This is a genomic window from Mixta sp. (genome assembly GCF_024610815.1).
Classification (GTDB): domain Bacteria; phylum Pseudomonadota; class Gammaproteobacteria; order Enterobacterales; family Enterobacteriaceae; genus Mixta; species Mixta calida.
The window spans coordinates 1-16,142 of sequence record NZ_JANION010000006.1; the positions used below are offsets into that span (position 1 = coordinate 1).

General features: G+C 61.4%; 12 protein-coding genes and 1 pseudogene. 10 read left to right on the plus strand and 3 right to left on the minus strand.

The genetic code is table 11. The features are described from left to right. Window positions 1-273 precede the first annotated feature (273 nt). Window positions 274-1,992, plus strand: coding sequence for a DUF4153 domain-containing protein (locus tag MYY08_RS00140; protein WP_288012437.1), 1,719 nt, complete (start codon window positions 274-276; stop codon window positions 1,990-1,992). A gap of 86 nt (window positions 1,993-2,078) precedes the next feature. Here the strand turns inward: MYY08_RS00140 and MYY08_RS00145 are convergent, their stop codons facing one another. Beyond that, window positions 2,079-2,747: a YecA/YgfB family protein gene (locus tag MYY08_RS00145; RefSeq protein ID WP_038628657.1), complete on the minus strand. Its 669-nt coding sequence runs from the start codon at window positions 2,745-2,747 to the stop codon at window positions 2,079-2,081. Window positions 2,748-2,991: 244 nt separating this feature from the next. Here MYY08_RS00145 and MYY08_RS00150 point away from each other — a divergent pair, with 244 nt between their 5' ends. From MYY08_RS00150 to crtB, 7 genes and pseudogenes are all read left to right on the plus strand, one after another. Continuing rightward, window positions 2,992-3,546 (plus strand): YtfJ family protein, encoded by a 555-nt coding sequence (locus MYY08_RS00150; RefSeq protein WP_038628649.1) that lies wholly within the window; start codon window positions 2,992-2,994, stop codon window positions 3,544-3,546. A gap of 238 nt (window positions 3,547-3,784) precedes the next feature. Further along, complete coding sequence (locus MYY08_RS00155) at window positions 3,785-4,690, plus strand: polyprenyl synthetase family protein (RefSeq protein WP_190296460.1); 906 nt, start codon at window positions 3,785-3,787, stop codon at window positions 4,688-4,690. 43 nt (window positions 4,691-4,733) lie between these two features. Continuing rightward, a complete protein-coding gene (gene fni, locus MYY08_RS00160) occupies window positions 4,734-5,777 on the plus strand; it encodes a type 2 isopentenyl-diphosphate Delta-isomerase (protein ID WP_038628645.1) in 1,044 nt (347 codons plus the stop codon). Then, window positions 5,774-7,039, plus strand: a pseudogene (locus tag MYY08_RS00165) (glycosyltransferase). Before fni ends, MYY08_RS00165 begins: the two are co-directional and overlap by 4 nt. Further along, window positions 7,036-8,211 carry a lycopene beta-cyclase CrtY gene (crtY, locus tag MYY08_RS00170; RefSeq protein ID WP_190296462.1) on the plus strand — a complete coding sequence of 392 codons (1,176 nt, stop codon included), beginning with the start codon at window positions 7,036-7,038 and terminating at the stop codon, window positions 8,209-8,211. The pseudogene MYY08_RS00165 and the gene crtY overlap by 4 nt, the downstream one beginning before the upstream one ends. Beyond that, entirely contained in the window at window positions 8,204-9,685 is a 1,482-nt protein-coding gene (locus tag MYY08_RS00175; protein WP_190296463.1) for a phytoene desaturase, read from the plus strand. Before crtY ends, MYY08_RS00175 begins: the two co-directional genes overlap by 8 nt. Further along, window positions 9,682-10,629 (plus strand): 15-cis-phytoene synthase CrtB, encoded by a 948-nt coding sequence (gene crtB, locus MYY08_RS00180; protein ID WP_038628637.1) that lies wholly within the window; start codon window positions 9,682-9,684, stop codon window positions 10,627-10,629. Before MYY08_RS00175 ends, crtB begins: the two co-directional genes overlap by 4 nt. Here the strand turns inward: crtB and MYY08_RS00185 are convergent. Beyond that, window positions 10,547-11,116, minus strand: a complete 570-nt coding sequence (locus MYY08_RS00185; protein ID WP_038628635.1) for a sterol desaturase family protein — start codon at window positions 11,114-11,116, stop codon at window positions 10,547-10,549. The genes crtB and MYY08_RS00185 overlap by 83 nt on opposite strands. Window positions 11,117-11,278: 162 nt before the next feature. Beyond that, complete coding sequence (locus MYY08_RS00190; protein ID WP_038630150.1) at window positions 11,279-12,289, minus strand: LacI family DNA-binding transcriptional regulator; 1,011 nt, start codon at window positions 12,287-12,289, stop codon at window positions 11,279-11,281. Between the two features lie 1,066 nt (window positions 12,290-13,355). On the opposite strand from MYY08_RS00190, the gene ascF reads away from it, so the two are divergent. Beyond that, window positions 13,356-14,816 carry a PTS cellobiose/arbutin/salicin transporter subunit IIBC gene (ascF, locus tag MYY08_RS00195; RefSeq protein ID WP_038628633.1) on the plus strand — a complete coding sequence of 487 codons (1,461 nt, stop codon included), beginning with the start codon at window positions 13,356-13,358 and terminating at the stop codon, window positions 14,814-14,816. A gap of 12 nt (window positions 14,817-14,828) precedes the next feature. Then, a partial coding sequence (ascB, locus tag MYY08_RS00200) for a 6-phospho-beta-glucosidase (RefSeq protein ID WP_288012444.1) occupies window positions 14,829-16,142 on the plus strand: 1,314 nt, incomplete at its 3' end.

Sequence of the window (16,142 nt, forward strand, 5' to 3'; positions counted from 1 at the left end):
GCTTATGACTTCTTGATAACGGTGCGCAGACTGGCGCTTAGCGGCATATAAGCGCCAGCCATTCTACGTGCTCTCATAAAAAATAGGGGAGCGCAAACGGGAGCATTGAAGGCTTTTTTATTAGCTTATATCGTGAGGCGAGTCCTGCCTCCGCATCCACAGAACGCCAACAGACCTTTCCCTCTTTATTTCCCACCCCCCAAAACTAGCCTTTCACCAAAAACTGGCGTATGAATAACGGCATTTCGAACAATAAATCAGCAAGGAATCGCTATGTTGCAAAAAGAGGTTTTCCCGGAGAGCACTAAGTGGACAATTATCGCTATCGGCATTCTCGCTGGACTGCTATGGGCGTTACCGGCCGGGCTCCATCTGCAAGACCGCTATGCGTTTTACCTGCCGCCGCTTGTGCTGTCTGCGGCCTGCGTGCTCGCTTTTACCCTTTATCGCCTCAACGCTGTTAAGCCCTGGCTTTGTGCGCTGCTGACGCTGCCGTTTATCGCGCTGATGACAGGCTGGCGGCGCTGGAACTTCCCTGAGATGTCGACAGGCGAATTTCAATTCCAGAACAGCTGCGCCGTCCTGTTTCTGCTCATTCTGGTGATGCCATTTTTGGCTGCCTTCTGCAATGAACCGGCACACAAGCAGGGTAAAGCGTCATTAAGCGCGTTCATCACCGGGGCGCTGTGGAGCCACACTTTTACCGTTGGCGTCACCGCCATTATGACCGGGCTGTTCTGGCTGGTGCTGATGTTGTGGAGCAAACTCTTCAGCATGATCGGCATTAAGCTGTTTGAGCAGCTCTTTTTTGATAATGCTTTTTTCCCGTCAATGGCGACCGGAGCGGCCATCGCCGCCGGTATTGTATTTTGTCGTCGTCTGCCGGGTGCCGCTGGCATGTACCGTCATGTGATCACGCTGGCGGTCAATGTACTGCTGCCATTGCACGCTATCACCTCTCTGCTGTTCCTGGCCTGCTTACCTTTTACCGGGCTGTCGATTATCCCGAAGTATTTTTCAGCCGCGACGCTGCTGCTGTCCATGACGCTGCTGATGCTGGCATTCAGCGCGATAGTCGGCGAAAAAGCGCCAGGGGAATCACGCTGGCAGCGCGGAATAGCGCGTCTGGTACTGGTTGCGCAATGTCTTACGCCGCTACTGGCTGCGCTGGCGGGTTGGGCGCTGTGGCTACGTATCGCCGAATATGGCTGGACGGAAGAGCGGGTTTATGGCGTTGCCAGCGCGCTTCTTGCCTTTAGCGGCTCGCTGCTGCTGTTAAGGGCTCAGCGACGCGCCTGGTCACAGGGCGCTGGCAACATGAACACCTTTATCGTTTTGATGTTGGCGTTGTCGGCCTGCGGCTGGTTTTTACTGCATACGCCAGTGTTAGACCCGTTGCGCATTAGCGTGAAAAACCAGCTGGCGCGGTATGAGCAAGGCGAAACAAAAGCGGACACGGCAGATCTTTATACCTTCAGCAACGCAGGACGTCGGGGTAAAGAGATGTTGAAAAGGCTCAAGGCGCATCCGCAGTGGCTTAAAGAGCCTGCTGAGCAACAAGCGATGCTGATGCAAATCCTGGCCGAAAAACAGACCGCCAGCACTAAGCCAGGCATTAGCGATTTGCAGCGTAGCATCCCGCTGCGCGCAGGCAGCGAAGCGCCACCGGAAAGCTGGTGGCAGTCTCAGGCACAATATATTGATAACTCGCTTAGCCTCTGCCTGATGGATGCGGGTTCCTGTCTGGTCTGGATGCAGGATCTCAATAATGATGGCGTGCCGGAAGTGCTGCTCTATAACCGCAATCGCCCTGGGATTACGGTTTATACCCGGCGGGGTGAAGAGTGGCGTTACGCGGGCAACGTGATGCTGTCGAAAAGTGCCGATAAAGCCATCCGCGAAGCGATGCCGAAAGCGGTCATCAAGCCCTGGCGAGATCTGGAGATTAACGGTCAGCGCTATCCGGTACAGTATTATGGTTTTGACGATTAACAGGGCGTTCCTCGCTCAGCCAGCGCCTGTCACGTCAGCGCGCCGATAGAAAACAAATAAAAAATGCGCCCGCAGGCGCATCTCATTTAGTGCAAACAGCACTGCTTATACTTCTTACCGCTGCCGCAGAAGCAAGGGTCGTTCCGGCCCGGCTTCTGTTCAGCGACGATCGGCTGCTGCGGCTCGGGCACCGCTTCCGGCTGAGCAATCCAGTAATCGTGCAGCGCCAGCGCGGCAGGGCGGATGGCGGCGAAACGCTCCTCCATCTCCTCCGGGGAAAGCGTCTCCAGCTGCGGGAAGTTCTCTTCCTTGCCGTGCAGGGCGATGGCGTCCAGCGCGGGCTGCAACGCTTCCGGCAGCGCTGACCAGTCGCTCAGCGCCACGCCGCGCATATAACCAAAGCACCACTCTTCCACCACGGTGAAATCTTCGCCTTCGGTCTCACGCACGCCAAACAGCGGATCGAACTGATCGGGAAACTCTGCCAGACGATCGGCGATGTCGTTCATATGCTGGAAGCAGAGTTCCATAAAGCGGTTCATCTCGCGCTCGTTGCTCCATTTAGGGACACGGTTCTGCCCACCCCAGAGCGCAACCAGCCACTCGCTCGGCTCGATGGTTCTCGGACCGGAAAGCACGGCGGTCAGCAGGCCATCCAGTTCGGCGACATCCACAATCGACTCGTCGCTGCCATATTTCTCCAGTATTTCGTCAAGCCATTGCAGCTCTTTCTCGGTCAATGGGCCTTCTTTCATACTGTGCCTCCTGGGCGCTTAAGTTTAAAACCGCAGCAGTGTACACGCTTATTCATTGAGCTTAGCTATAAATCTGGCATCAGGCCTGACGGGGGCTTATCACTTCCGCCTGACCAGCCCGTTGACCCAAAATTCATTGTGTCCTGGTCGTTATCCCATATTTCAGTAAGAATCTGCTATCCATTCTCCCTCAGGCGAAACGGCGGCTATAGTTTTGAGCTAACCGTAAATTCCGGAGAAGCGAATGACATTACGCGCGGCGATAGTGCTGTTAACCGGCGGGCTGCCTTTTTTCGCCTCGGCCCATAACTTTGTGGAAGGGGAGCGCGTGGCGCCGGTCGGCGTGGCGGAACGCGGCGAACTGCAATTACAGCAGGGCGAGCTGCGCTATCAGGCCTGGAACAGCGCGCGCCTCAGCGGAAAAGTGGGCGTGGTGCTGCATATGGCGGGACGGCTGTCGGCCAAAGATCAAAACGCCGCGCTGATCGACGCCATCGGCAAAGCGGGCTTTCCGGCGAACCGATTCGCGGTCACCACCATCGTCAATACCGACGACGCCATTCCCGGCAGCGCGCTGTTCGTGCGGCGCAGTCTGGAAGAAAGCAAACGAGAAACCCCGGCCGCGCAGTTCGTGGTGGACGATCGCGGCGCGACGCAGCGCGCCTGGCGGCTCCAGACGGGCGGTTCCGCCATCGTCGTGCTGGATAAAGGCGGACGGGTGCGCTTCGCCAAAGATGGCGCGCTGACTGCCGCCGAGGTGGATCAGGTGATGGTGCTGCTGCGTCAGCTACTGGCGTAGCCGCACATTGTTAAATCCAGGTAAATAGTTGTGACGCCGCCGCTGCATAAAAGGAAATATCTGTAGATTGCGCTACGCTTTCCAGACACAGCAGGGGAGAAATAAGCGGGCAAGCGGCTGTTCATGCTGCAAAAGTTCTCTCCTGTCCCAGCGTACTGCAGGTCATTACGGCTTACTGGCAGCCGTTACATGCGCCATTCGTCTTACTCCGCCACGACGAGGAACCAGGACCGTAACGATGAATGCCAACGCCGATAAATGCGTCAACCATGAAGATGAACTAAAGGCGCTGCGCGAGGCGCTGCAAACCCGCCTCGATCAGCTGCTGCCTGCGGGCGAGCAGCAGGATCTGGTTTATACGGCGATGCGCGAAGGCACGCTGGTGGCGGGCAAGCGGGTGCGTCCGCTGTTGCTGGTGCTGGCGGCGCGCGACCTTGGCTGCCGCGCCGATCAGCCCGGCCTGCTCGATCTCGCCTGTGCGGTGGAGATGGTTCATGCCGCTTCGCTGATGCTCGACGATATTCCCTGCATGGACAATGCGCTATTGCGTCGCGGCCGTCCCACCATTCACCGGCAGTATGGCGAAAACGTCGCTATCCTCGCCGCCGTAGCGCTGCTTAGTCGCGCCTTCGGCGTGGTGGCGGAGGCGCAGTCGCTGTCGCACGCCTGTAAAACCCAAGCGGTGGCGGAACTCTCCACCGCCGTCGGGCTGCAAGGACTGGTGCAGGGGCAGTATCTCGATCTGTACGAGGGCGCCGAGACGCGCAGCGCCGAAGCGATCCTCCTTACTAATGAACTGAAAACCAGCCGCCTGTTCGACGCCACGCTGCAAATGGCGGCGATCGTCGCCGACGCGCCGCCGCAGGCGCGCCACCGGCTGCGCTGCTTCGCGCAGGATCTGGGGCAAGCGTTTCAGCTTCTGGACGACCTCGCCGACGGGCTGCACGGCACCGGTAAAGATCTGAATAAAGATCACGGCAAATCGACGCTGGTGGCGATGCTTGGCGCGGAGGCGGTGCATCAGCGGCTGCGCGAACATCTGCGCAGCGCGGATGAGCATCTCTCCAGCGCCTGTCAGCGCGGCGTCTCTACGCGGCGTTTTATGCACGCCTGGTTCGACAAGCAGCTGGCGCTGTTCGGCTAAGACACGGTTTTTATCTCAGGATGCCATAGCGACTGGAGCGGCAATGAAGGATAGGGAACTGACCCAACGCAAAAACGATCATCTGGATATCGTGCTGAATCCGGCGCGCGCGCTGAAAAAGCACGGCACCGGCTTTGCGGAATGGCGCTTTGAACACTGCGCGACGCCGGAGTTGCATCTGGATGAGATAGATCTGCGCAGCGCGCTGTTCGGCAAGGCGCTGCGCGCGCCGCTGTTGATCAGCTCAATGACCGGCGGCGCCAGCCGCGCCAGAGAGATTAACCGTCATCTGGCGGAAGCGGCGCAGGCGTTAGGGCTGGCGATGGGCGTCGGTTCGCAGCGCGTGGCGCTGGAAAGCGAAGATAACTGGGGTCTGACGCGCGAACTGCGCCAGGCGGCGCCCGATATCCCGCTGCTGGCGAATCTGGGCGCGGCGCAGATCGCCGGACGCAACGGCGTCGACTACGCGCGCCGCGCGGTCGATATGATCGAAGCGGACGCGCTGATTATCCATTTAAACCCGTTGCAGGAAGCGTTGCAGGGCGGCGGCGACCGCGACTGGCGCGGCGTGCTGACGGCGATAGCCAACACGGTGAAAGCGCTGCCGGTGCCGGTGGTGGCGAAAGAGGTCGGCGCCGGCATCTCGGTGCCGGTGGCGCGACGGCTGGCGGAAGCGGGCGTGACGATGATTGATGTGGCGGGCTCCGGCGGCACCAGCTGGGCGGCGGTAGAGGGTGAACGCGCCGCGACGCCGCATGCCCGCGCCGTGGCGATGGCCTTTGCCGACTGGGGCATTCCCACCGCGCAGGCGCTGCGCAATCTGCATCAGGCGCTGCCGCAGATGCCGCTTATCGCATCCGGCGGCGTCAGCGACGGCATCGATGTCGCGCGCGCCATCGCGCTGGGCGCGACGCTGGCGGGGCAAGCCGCAGGCGTGCTGGGCAGCGCCACCGCCTCCAGCGAGGCGGTTATCGCCCACTTTCAAATTATTATCGATCAGCTGCGGGTCGCCTGTTTCTGCACCGGCAGCCCCAACCTGCGCGCGCTGCGTCAGGCGACGCTGGTGCGCGTCGGGGATGAGGGATGAGCCACTACGCGGTTATCGCGCCTCCGCTCTACAGTCACGTCCGCGCGCTGGAAGCGCTGGCGCAGCAGCTGATCGCCCGCGGCCATCGCGTTACCTTTATGCAGCAGGCGGAAGCGCGCACGCTACTCAGCGACGCGCGCATCGGCTTTTGTCCGCTCGGTGAACGCAGCCATCCGCCGGGCAGCCTGGCGCGCACGCTACGCTTAACCGCGCACCCGGCCGGAATGGGCATTTTTCGGCTGATCGAGGATATGGCGAAAACCAGCGATATGCTCTGCCGCGAGCTGCCCGCCGCCTCCATCTGATCGACGATCAGCCCGTCAACGTCCGCCTGTTCCAGCGCGGCGGGCGGGCTGGCGGCGGAAGCGCTGGGGCTACCTTTCGTGTCGGTCGCCTGCGCGCTGCCGGTGAACCGCGAACCGCACCTGCCGCTGCCGGTCATGCCGTTTAACTACGCGACCGACGCGCGCAGCCAAAAGCTTTATCACTCCAGCGCCCGCGTCTATGACTGGCTGATGCGCCGCCACGGCGAGGTTATCGCGCGCCATGCGCGCGCCTTCGGCCTCGGCGAACGACGCGCTCTGCACGAGTGCCTGTCGCCGCTGGCGCAGATCAGCCAGACGCTGCCCGCCTTCGATTTTCCCCGGCGGCACCTGCCGTCGCACTTCCACGCCGTCGGGCCGCTGCGCCACAGCCGCGCCGCGCCCGACGAGGCGCCATCTTCCGCGCAGCCGCTGGTGTTCGCCTCGCTGGGTACCCTCCAGGGACACCGTTATTCGCTGTTTCGCACCATCGCGCGCGCCTGCCGCCAGCTTAATGTTCGACTGCTGATCGCCCACTGCGGCGGGCTGAACGCAGAGCAGGCGGTGCGGCTGCGACGCTATGGCGCCGGGGTGACCGATTTTGCCGACCAGCCCGCCGTGCTGCGCCAGGCGCAGGCGGTGATCACCCACGGCGGACTGAATACCGTAATGGACGCGATAGAGAGCGTCACGCCGATCCTGACTATCCCGCTGGCGTTCGATCAGCCGGGCGTCGCCGCGCGCGTCGTCTACAGCGGTATTGGTCGTCGCGCCTCGCGTTTTACTACCGTTGACGCGCTGACGAAGAACCTGGACGCGCTGCTCAGCGATAAAGGCTACCGTCAGCGGCTGACAGTGATGCAGGCGCAGCTTGAGCATGCCGGCGGCGCGTCTTACGCGGCGGAGGTGGTCGAGCAGGCGCTGCGCGAGCGCCATCCGGTGATGGCGGCCTGCGCATGAAGCCGCAGTGGGATCTGATTCTGGTCGGCGGCGGACTGGCCAACGGGCTGATCGCCTGGCGGCTGCGCCAGCTTCAGCCGCAGCTGAAGATGCTGCTGCTGGAAGCGGGCGCGGAGCCGGGCGGCAATCACACCTGGTCGTTCCATCAGGACGATCTCACACCGGCGCAGCACGCCTGGATCGCGCCGCTGGTGGCGCACCGCTGGCCTGGCTACGACGTGCGCTTTCCGGCGCTGACGCGCCGGCTTGACGGCGGCTATCTGAGCATCACTTCCGGGCGTTTCGCGGCGGTGATCGCGGAGGCGCTGGGCGATAGCCTGCGCACGCGGACGCCGGTCAGCGCCCTGACGCCGGAAACGGTGACGCTGGCGGACGGCAGCCTGCTGCGCGCCAGCGCGGTAATTGACGGGCGCGGCTATCAGCCAGGTGCGCATCTGACTATCGGCTTTCAGGCGTTTCTTGGGCAGCAATGGCGGCTGAGCCAGCCGCACGGGCTGACGCGCCCGCTGTTAATGGACGCCACGGTGGATCAGTCGGCGGGCTACCGTTTTGTTTACACCTTGCCGCTCTCGGCTGACAGCCTGCTGATCGAAGATACCCATTACATCGATCGCGCCACGCTCGGCGATGACCGGGCGCGCCAGCATATCGCCGACTACGCGGCGGCGCAGGGCTGGGCGCTGGAGAGGCTGGAGCGCGAGGAGCAGGGCAACCTGCCGATCACGCTGGCGGGCGACTGCCGCGCCTTCTGGCAGCAGAAAGCAGGCCAGCCCTGTAGCGGACTGCGCGCCGGGCTGTTCCACTCCACCACCGGCTACTCCCTGCCGCAGGCGGCGGCGCTGGCCGATCTTATTGCCCGGCAGCGCGATCTCTCGTCGGGCGCGCTGTTCGCCCTGACGCGCGACTACGCGCAGCGGCAGTGGCGACGCCAGCGCTTCTTTCGCATGCTTAACCGTATGCTGTTCCTTGCCGGACGTCCCGACGGACGCTGGCAGGTGATGCAGCGTTTTTACCAACTCAACCACGGGCTTATCGCCCGCTTTTACGCCGGTCAGCTTACATTGGCCGACAAGGCGCGGATTCTGACGGGCAAACCACCGGTACCGGTCGGCGAAGCCTTGCAGGCCGTACTCAAACAGACTCCCCGGCTGCGAGCGTTCAGTGATGAATAAAACAGTTGTAATCGGCGCCGGTTTCGGCGGCCTGGCCTTAGCGATCCGCCTCCAGGCGGCGGGCATTCCCACGCTGCTGCTGGAGCAGCGCGACAAGCCGGGCGGCCGCGCCTATGTTTATGAAGATAAAGGGTTTAACTTTGACGCTGGCCCGACGGTGATCACCGACCCCAGCGCAATAGAGGAGCTGTTCACTCTGGCGGGCAAACGCATGGCCGACTATGTCGAGCTGCTGCCGGTGACGCCGTTTTACCGCCTTTGCTGGGAATCGGGCCAGGTCTTTGACTACGACAACGATCAGGCGCGGCTGGAGGATCAGATCCGCCGCTTCAATCCGCGCGACGTCGAAGGCTATCGCCGCTTTCTGGCCTACTCCAAAGCGGTGTTTAAAGAGGGTTACCTGAAGCTCGGCACGGTGCCGTTTCTTTCGTTCCGCGATATGCTGCGCGCTGGTCCGCAGCTGGCGCGTTTACAGGCGTGGCGCAGCGTCTACGGCATGGTGGCGAAATTTATCGAGGATGAGCGATTGCGCGAGGCGTTCTCGTTTCATTCGCTGCTGGTGGGCGGCAATCCGTTCGCCACCTCCTCTATCTACACGCTGATTCATGCGCTGGAGCGCGAGTGGGGCGTCTGGTTCGCGCGTGGCGGCACCGGCGCGCTGGTGCAGGGGATGGTGCGGCTGTTTCAGGATCTCGGCGGCACGCTGGAGCTGAACGCCGAAGTGACCCGGCTGGAGGCGGAAGGCGCGCAGATTAGCGCAGTGCAGCTGGCGGACGGCCGCCGCATTGAGGTGGCGGCGGTCGCCTCCAACGCCGACGTGGTGCATACCTACGAAAAGCTGCTGGGGCATCATCCGGTAGGCGCGTCGCGCGCCGCGTCACTGAAACGCAAGCGCATGAGCAACTCGCTATTCGTGCTCTATTTTGGTCTGAACCATCACCACAGCCAGCTGGCGCACCACACCGTCTGCTTCGGACCGCGCTATAAAGCGCTGATCGAGGACATTTTTAACCGCGACACGCTGTCGGACGATTTTTCGCTCTACCTGCACGCGCCCTGCGTCACCGATCCTTCGCTGGCGCCGCCCGGCTGCGGCAGCTACTACGTGCTGGCGCCGGTGCCGCACCTTGGCACCGCAGATCTCGACTGGGATGTCGAAGGGCCGCGCCTGCGCGACCGCATCTTCGCTTACCTGGAGCAGCACTACATGCCCGGCCTGCGCGACCAGCTGGTGACGCATCGCATGTTCACGCCGTTTGATTTCCGCGATCGGCTCGGCGCGCATCACGGCTCGGCCTTTTCCATCGAACCGATTCTGCGCCAGAGCGCCTGGTTCCGCCCGCACAACCGCGACAGCCGTATTCCCAATCTCTATCTGGTCGGCGCGGGCACCCATCCGGGCGCGGGGATTCCCGGCGTGATCGGCTCGGCGAAAGCGACCGCCGGCCTGATGCTGGAGGCGCTGTCACGATGAACGGCACGCTGATGGATCACGCCACCGAAACCATGGCGGCAGGCTCGAAAAGCTTTAATACCGCTGCAAAGCTGTTTGACGCGTCGACCCGTCGTAGCGCGCTGATGCTCTACGCCTGGTGCCGCTATTGCGACGATGTGATTGACGGTCAGGCGCTGGGTTTCCGCGATGCGTCCGCTCTCAGCGGCAGCGCGACGCAGCGGCTGGCGATGTTGAAAACGCAAACGCAGCGCGCTTTTGCTGGCGCGGAGATGCAGGAGCCTGCCTTCGCCGCCTTTCAGGAGGTGGCGACGCGCCACGCCATTCCGCCGCAGCAGGCGTTCGATCATCTGGAAGGGTTCGCGATGGACGTGCGCGACACCCATTACGAAACCTTCGAGGATACGCTGCGCTACTGCTATCACGTCGCGGGCGTGGTGGGGCTGATGATGGCGCGGGTTATGGGCGTACGTAATGAAGCGGTGCTGGATCGCGCCTGCGATCTGGGGCTGGCGTTTCAACTGACCAACATTGCGCGCGATATTGTTGAAGATGCGGAAACAGGGCGCTGTTATCTACCGGCGCAGTGGCTGGCGGAAGAGGGGATCGGCAGGCAGCAGGTCGCCGATCCGGTTAACCGCGAGAAGCTGGCGCGTCTGGCTCAGCGGCTGGTGGCGGCCGCCGAGCCTTACTACGACTCCGCGCGCGTCGGGCTGGCTGGCCTGCCGCTGCGTTCCGCCTGGGCGATCGCGTCGGCGCACGGGGTTTATCGGGAGATCGGCGTGAAGGTCAGCGCCGCCGGGCCTCGCGCCTGGGATCGGCGTCAGGGCACCAGCCGCGCGGAGAAAATCGCGCTGCTAATGAAAGGCGCGGCGCTGGCGATCAGTTCCCGCGTCGCGTCGACGCCGCCGCGTTCTTCCGATCTTTGGCAGCGTCCGCATCGGCATGGCGGTCATGCGGAGTAGCGTTTTCGCCGCGCGACGCTCTGGTGTTGCGGCTGCGCAGCACCGCCTGCAATTTTGACACCGGCGGCGCATAGAGAAAGCCGAAGGAGACGCAATCCTCTTTGCCGCGCACCGCATGATGCAGGCGGTGCGCCATATACAGCCGTTTCAGGTAGCCGCGGCGCGGAATATAGCGAAACGGCCAGCGCTGATGCACCAGGCCGTCATGCACCATAAAATAGAGCGCGCCGTAGAGCGTCATACCGGCGCCGATCCACTGCAACGGCCAGACGCCGGAGGTGCCGACGGCGATCAGCACAATCGCCAGCACGGCGAACAGCAATGCATAGAGATCGTTGACTTCGAACCAGCCGGTGCGCGGTTCATGGTGTGAAAGATGCCAGCCCCATCCCCAGCCGTGCATGATGTATTTGTGCGCCAGCGTCGCCACGATTTCCATGACGGCGACGGTCGCCAGCACAATCAGGGTGTTCCACAGCACGAGCATCGTGACTCCTGTTTTAGCGGATAAATAGCGTGTCCATCGCATTAAACGGCAAGGGCTCTGCTTTGCGTTGCCCGTGGTTGCAGGCGTCTGAAAGGCGTCAGCCGCTTCGATGAGTGTACGTGATGCAGAGTATAGCAACAGAGTCGTCGGGCTGCCGCGTGCTCAGGAGGCGGCGTCGCTTACCGATTCGCGCAGCACCAGCCCGGAAATAAGCGCCTGCTGCGGGGTCATGTCGCCGCCGTCGAGCATTGAGATCAGGCGGTCAATCACCTCATGGATCATGCCGGTGACCGGGTCTTTGACGCTGGAGAGCGCGGGGAGCAGGAAGGGAGCGATGGGAATATCGTCAAAGCCGAGCAGCGAGACATCATCCGGCACGCGCAGTCCGGCCTGAGTCAGCTGCCTCAGGGCGCCGACCGCCATATCATCGTTGCTGGCGATCAGCGCGCTGAAGGCGACGTTGTTTGCCAGCAGGGTCGCCACCGCTTTTGCGCCGCAGGCGGGCGTCCATTTTCCTTCGACGATGCGCTGCGGTTCGACGACGATATCAGCCTGGCGCAGCGCCTCTTTATAACCGGCAAGGCGTTCCAGCGCAGTAGGTGAATCGAGCGATCCGGTAATAAAGGCGATTTCCCGGTGGCCGCGTTCGATCAGCGCCATGGCGGCATTAAACGCCGATCCTTTATGGTCGCAGAAGACGGCGTGGCTGGGATGTTTACGCAGCCGACGATTGACCACCATAATCGGCTGGCGCGTCTGTCCGATGATGTCGTCCATGTCGTCGATGGTGAGAAAGCGCGGGTAGAGGATAATAGCGTCACAGCGCAGGTCGAGCAGGAATTCGATCGCCTCGCGCTCCTGCTGCGCGCTGTGTTTGCCGTCAACGAGGATCAGTTGTCGGCCGCTTTCTTCCACTTTTTTCGCCGCCTGGGAGAGGATTTCGCTGAAGTAGCTGCCGCTGTAGAGAGTGTTGGTGACGACCATGCCGATGCACTGGGATTTGCTGGTCGCCAGGTTACGCGCCAGCAGGTTAGGGCGATAGCCCGCGGCTTCGATGGCGGCGAAGACCTGTTTGCGGGTTTCTTCGCTGACATAGCCTTTGCCTGACAGCACACGCGAGACCGTCGCTTTGGAGACGCCCGCTTTTTTCGCCACTTCCTGCATTGTTGACATCATCTTCTCCCAACCGTGATCCCTTGCGGCTCATTCTAAACATTTTTACGTCAGGATCGCGGATTATGTTGCGTGGTCCCTGATGAACACGTCAAAGGCAACGCTTTCTTTAAGCTATATAAAACTCAGCACCCCAGTACCGAACCACAGAGTTGGGGGCGCAGGGGCAGGAACCTGCAGGCGGGTTGTTTGGTGGGGCTGCGGTGATGCGGCGTTGGCTGGCTGCTTAGTGAGTCAGCGGCGGTGCGGTGTTGGCTGGCTGTTTGGTGGGACAGCGGCGATGCGGTGTTGGCTGGCTGCTTAGTGAGTCAGCGGCGATGCGGTGTTGGCTGGTTGCTCAGAGCGTCGGCGGCGGTGCGGTGTTGGCGGGTTTTTCAGTGAGTCAGCGGCGGGCGGGCCGTTTCGTAAAGACGTCGTCAATCCATCCCTGGAGACTCCGCCGCGTCATCCCTGACGCGGAGGCTTTACTACACGGCCCGCCCGCCGCTTCCTTTAGCTTCGGTGTTGCCTGTGCCGCTGGGTGTCGCTTTGGGTATCGCCTGCGCCGCTTCGTTTGGCTTCGGTGTTGCCTGCGCCGCTGGGTGTCGCTTTGGAAGTCGTCTGTGCCGCTTTGCCGGGCTGATGTGAAACACAGAATTCACATACTAAAGCACAGAGTTAGGGGAGCGAGGGGGCCGGAACCTGTAGGCGGACCTCCCGCGCCAGGGAAGGCGCGGGCGGAGGCGCCATGGATGGCTTTATGCCGTTCCGCCGAAAGGTCCGGCCCCCTTGCGACCGGCACCTGCCAGGGCCGCAAACCGGCACCTGACAGGGCCGCAAACCGACGCCCACCCGACCACGACCAGCACACGCGCGATCCTTATCACAAATCTGAAAGCTCAAAAAGAAATCAGTTGATCTCCATTCACAGCTTAACCAATCTGATGTGAAACCGGTTACCTATTTTGTTGCAGACGGGAAGCGCCAGTGAAAACTTACGCAGGTTGCTTCCACAACTACCTGAATAAACTATAAAAATGCCGTCTACCCTACGGCACGGTGCGTCATAACGAGAGGTTTCACACTCATGTCAAAGAATTACGCAACAATCTCGCGCTCAATCGTTGAGGCGATAGGTGGTGGTGATAACGTGGCGGCAGTGACTCACTGCATGACGCGCCTGCGCTTTGTGCTGAACGACAGCACCAGCATCAACAGCGCTGCGCTGAAGGCCATTCCCGGCGTCATGGGCGTGGTGCAAAACGACAACCAGTGCCAGGTTATCATCGGCAACACCGTTTCTCAGGCCTACGCTGAAGTCCTCAAACTGCTTCCCGCCGGGGCACAGGTGCTACGGGCCGAACCGCCAAAAGGGAAACTCACCCTGAGACGCATCGGCGCAGGGATCCTGGATGCATTGATCGGCACCATGTCCCCCCTGATCCCGGCGATCATTGGCGGATCGATGGTCAAACTGCTGGCGATGATCCTCGACATGACCGGTCTCTTTCCGAAAGGATCTTCCACCATCGCCATCCTGAACTTTATCGGCGACGGCGCTTTCTTCTTCCTGCCGGTTATGGTCGCCGCCTCCGCCGCGATCAAATTTAAAACCAATATGTCGCTGGCGATCGCCATTGCCGGCGTGCTGGTCCATCCCGGTTTTATCGATCTCATGGCGCAGGCGGCGAAGGGTCAGCCCGTCGACTTCTTCGGCGTGCCGGTCACCGCGGTCAAATATACCTATACCGTCATCCCGGCGCTCTGCATGACCTGGATACTCTCGTATATCGAAAGATGGGTGGATAAAATCACCCCGGCTGTCACTAAAAACTTCCTCAAGCCGATGCTGATCGTCCTGTTCGCCGCGCCGATCGCCATCCTGCTGATTGGGCCGATCGGCATCTGGATCGGCAGCGGCATCTCGGCGGTGGTCTATACCATCCACCACTATCTCGGTTGGCTCTCCGTCGCCATCATGGGCGCGCTCTGGCCGCTGCTGGTCATGACCGGTATGCACCGCGTCTTCACGCCGACCATCATTCAAACCATCGCTGAAACCGGCAAAGAGGGCATGGTCATGCCATCTGAAATCGGCGCCAATCTCTCGCTGGGCGGATCTTCACTGGCGGTCGCCTGGCGCACCAAAAACCCGGAGCTGCGTCAAACCGCGCTGGCGGCGGCGGCTTCCGCAATAGTGGCGGGCATCTCCGAGCCCGCGCTCTACGGCGTAGCGATTCGGCTCAAACGCCCGCTGGTGGCCAGCCTGATCAGCGGCTTTATCTGCGGCGCGGTGGCGGGCCTGGCCGGACTGGCGAGTCACTCCATGGCGGCGCCGGGGCTGTTCACCAGCGTGCAGTTCTTCGACCCCGCCAACCCGATGAGTATCGTCTGGGTATTTGCGGTTATGGCGCTGGCGGTCGTGATCTCCTTTATCACCACCCTGATTTTAGGCTTTGAAGACATTCCGGTGACGCCGGAGCAGACCAACGCGGCGTCAGCATCCGCCGACTGGCCCGCAAACTCTCAGGCCGTTAAAACGCATTAACAGAGGATGTATATGGAAACCAAATTTCCCGCAGGATTTTTATGGGGCGGCGCGATTGCGGCGAATCAGGCCGAGGGCGCCTGGCGCGAGGGCGGCAAAGGGCCAGGGACGATAGATATGATCCCGCACGGCCCCGAGCGCATGGCGGTAAAGCTGGGCCAGCAGAAGCGTTTTAGCTGCCGTGACGACGAATTTTATCCGTCGCACGAGGCGATCGATTTTTATCATCGCTACAAAGAAGATATCGCTCTGATGGCGGAAATGGGCTTTACGGTATTTCGCACCTCCATCGCCTGGAGCCGCATCTATCCGCAGGGCGACGAGCTGACGCCCAATGCGGAGGGCATTGCCTTTTACCGCGACCTGTTTCTTGAATGTAAGAAATACAACATTGAGCCGTTGATCACCCTGTGCCACTTCGATGTGCCGATGCACCTGGTGAAAGAGTACGGTTCCTGGCGCAGCCGCAAAATGGTGGACTTCTTTACCCGCTATGCGCGCACTTGCTTTGAAGCCTTCGATGGGCTGGTGAAATACTGGCTCACCTTCAACGAAATAAATATTCTGCTGCACAGCCCGTTTTCCGGCGCCGGGCTGGCGTTCGACGAGGGGGAAAACCCGCAGCAGGTAAAATATCAGGCGGCGCACCACGAACTGATCGCCAGCGCGCTGGCGACCAAAATCGCCCACGAAGTCAACCCGCAAAACCAGGTCGGCTGTATGCTGGCGGGCGGCAACTTCTACCCTTACTCCTGCAAGCCAGAAGATGTCTGGGCGGCGCTGGAAAAGGATCGGGAAAACCTTTTCTTTATCGATGTGCAGGCGCGCGGCGCTTATCCCGCCTGGACCCGCCGCATGTTCCGCGAGCAGGGCATCACCCTCGAAACGCTGCCGGGCGACGACGAAATCCTGAAAGACACCGTCGATTTCGTCTCCTTCAGCTACTACGCCTCGCGCTGCGCCTCGGCGGAGATGAACAGCAACAACACCAGCGCCGCCAACGTAGTTAAATCGCTGAAAAATCCCTGGATTGAGGCGAGCGAATGGGGCTGGGGCATCGATCCGCTGGGGCTGCGCATCACCATGAACATGATGTATGACCGCTACCAGAAACCGCTATTCCTGGTGGAAAACGGCCTGGGCGCCAGGGATGAGCCTGACGCCAACGGCGAAATTCATGACGACTACCGCATCAGCTACCTGCGCGAACATATCCGCGCAATGGCGGAAGCGATCGACGACGGTATTCCCATCATTGGCTACACCAGCTGGGGCTGCATCGATTTGGTCTCCGCCTCGACCGGCGAAATGAGCAAGCGCTACGGC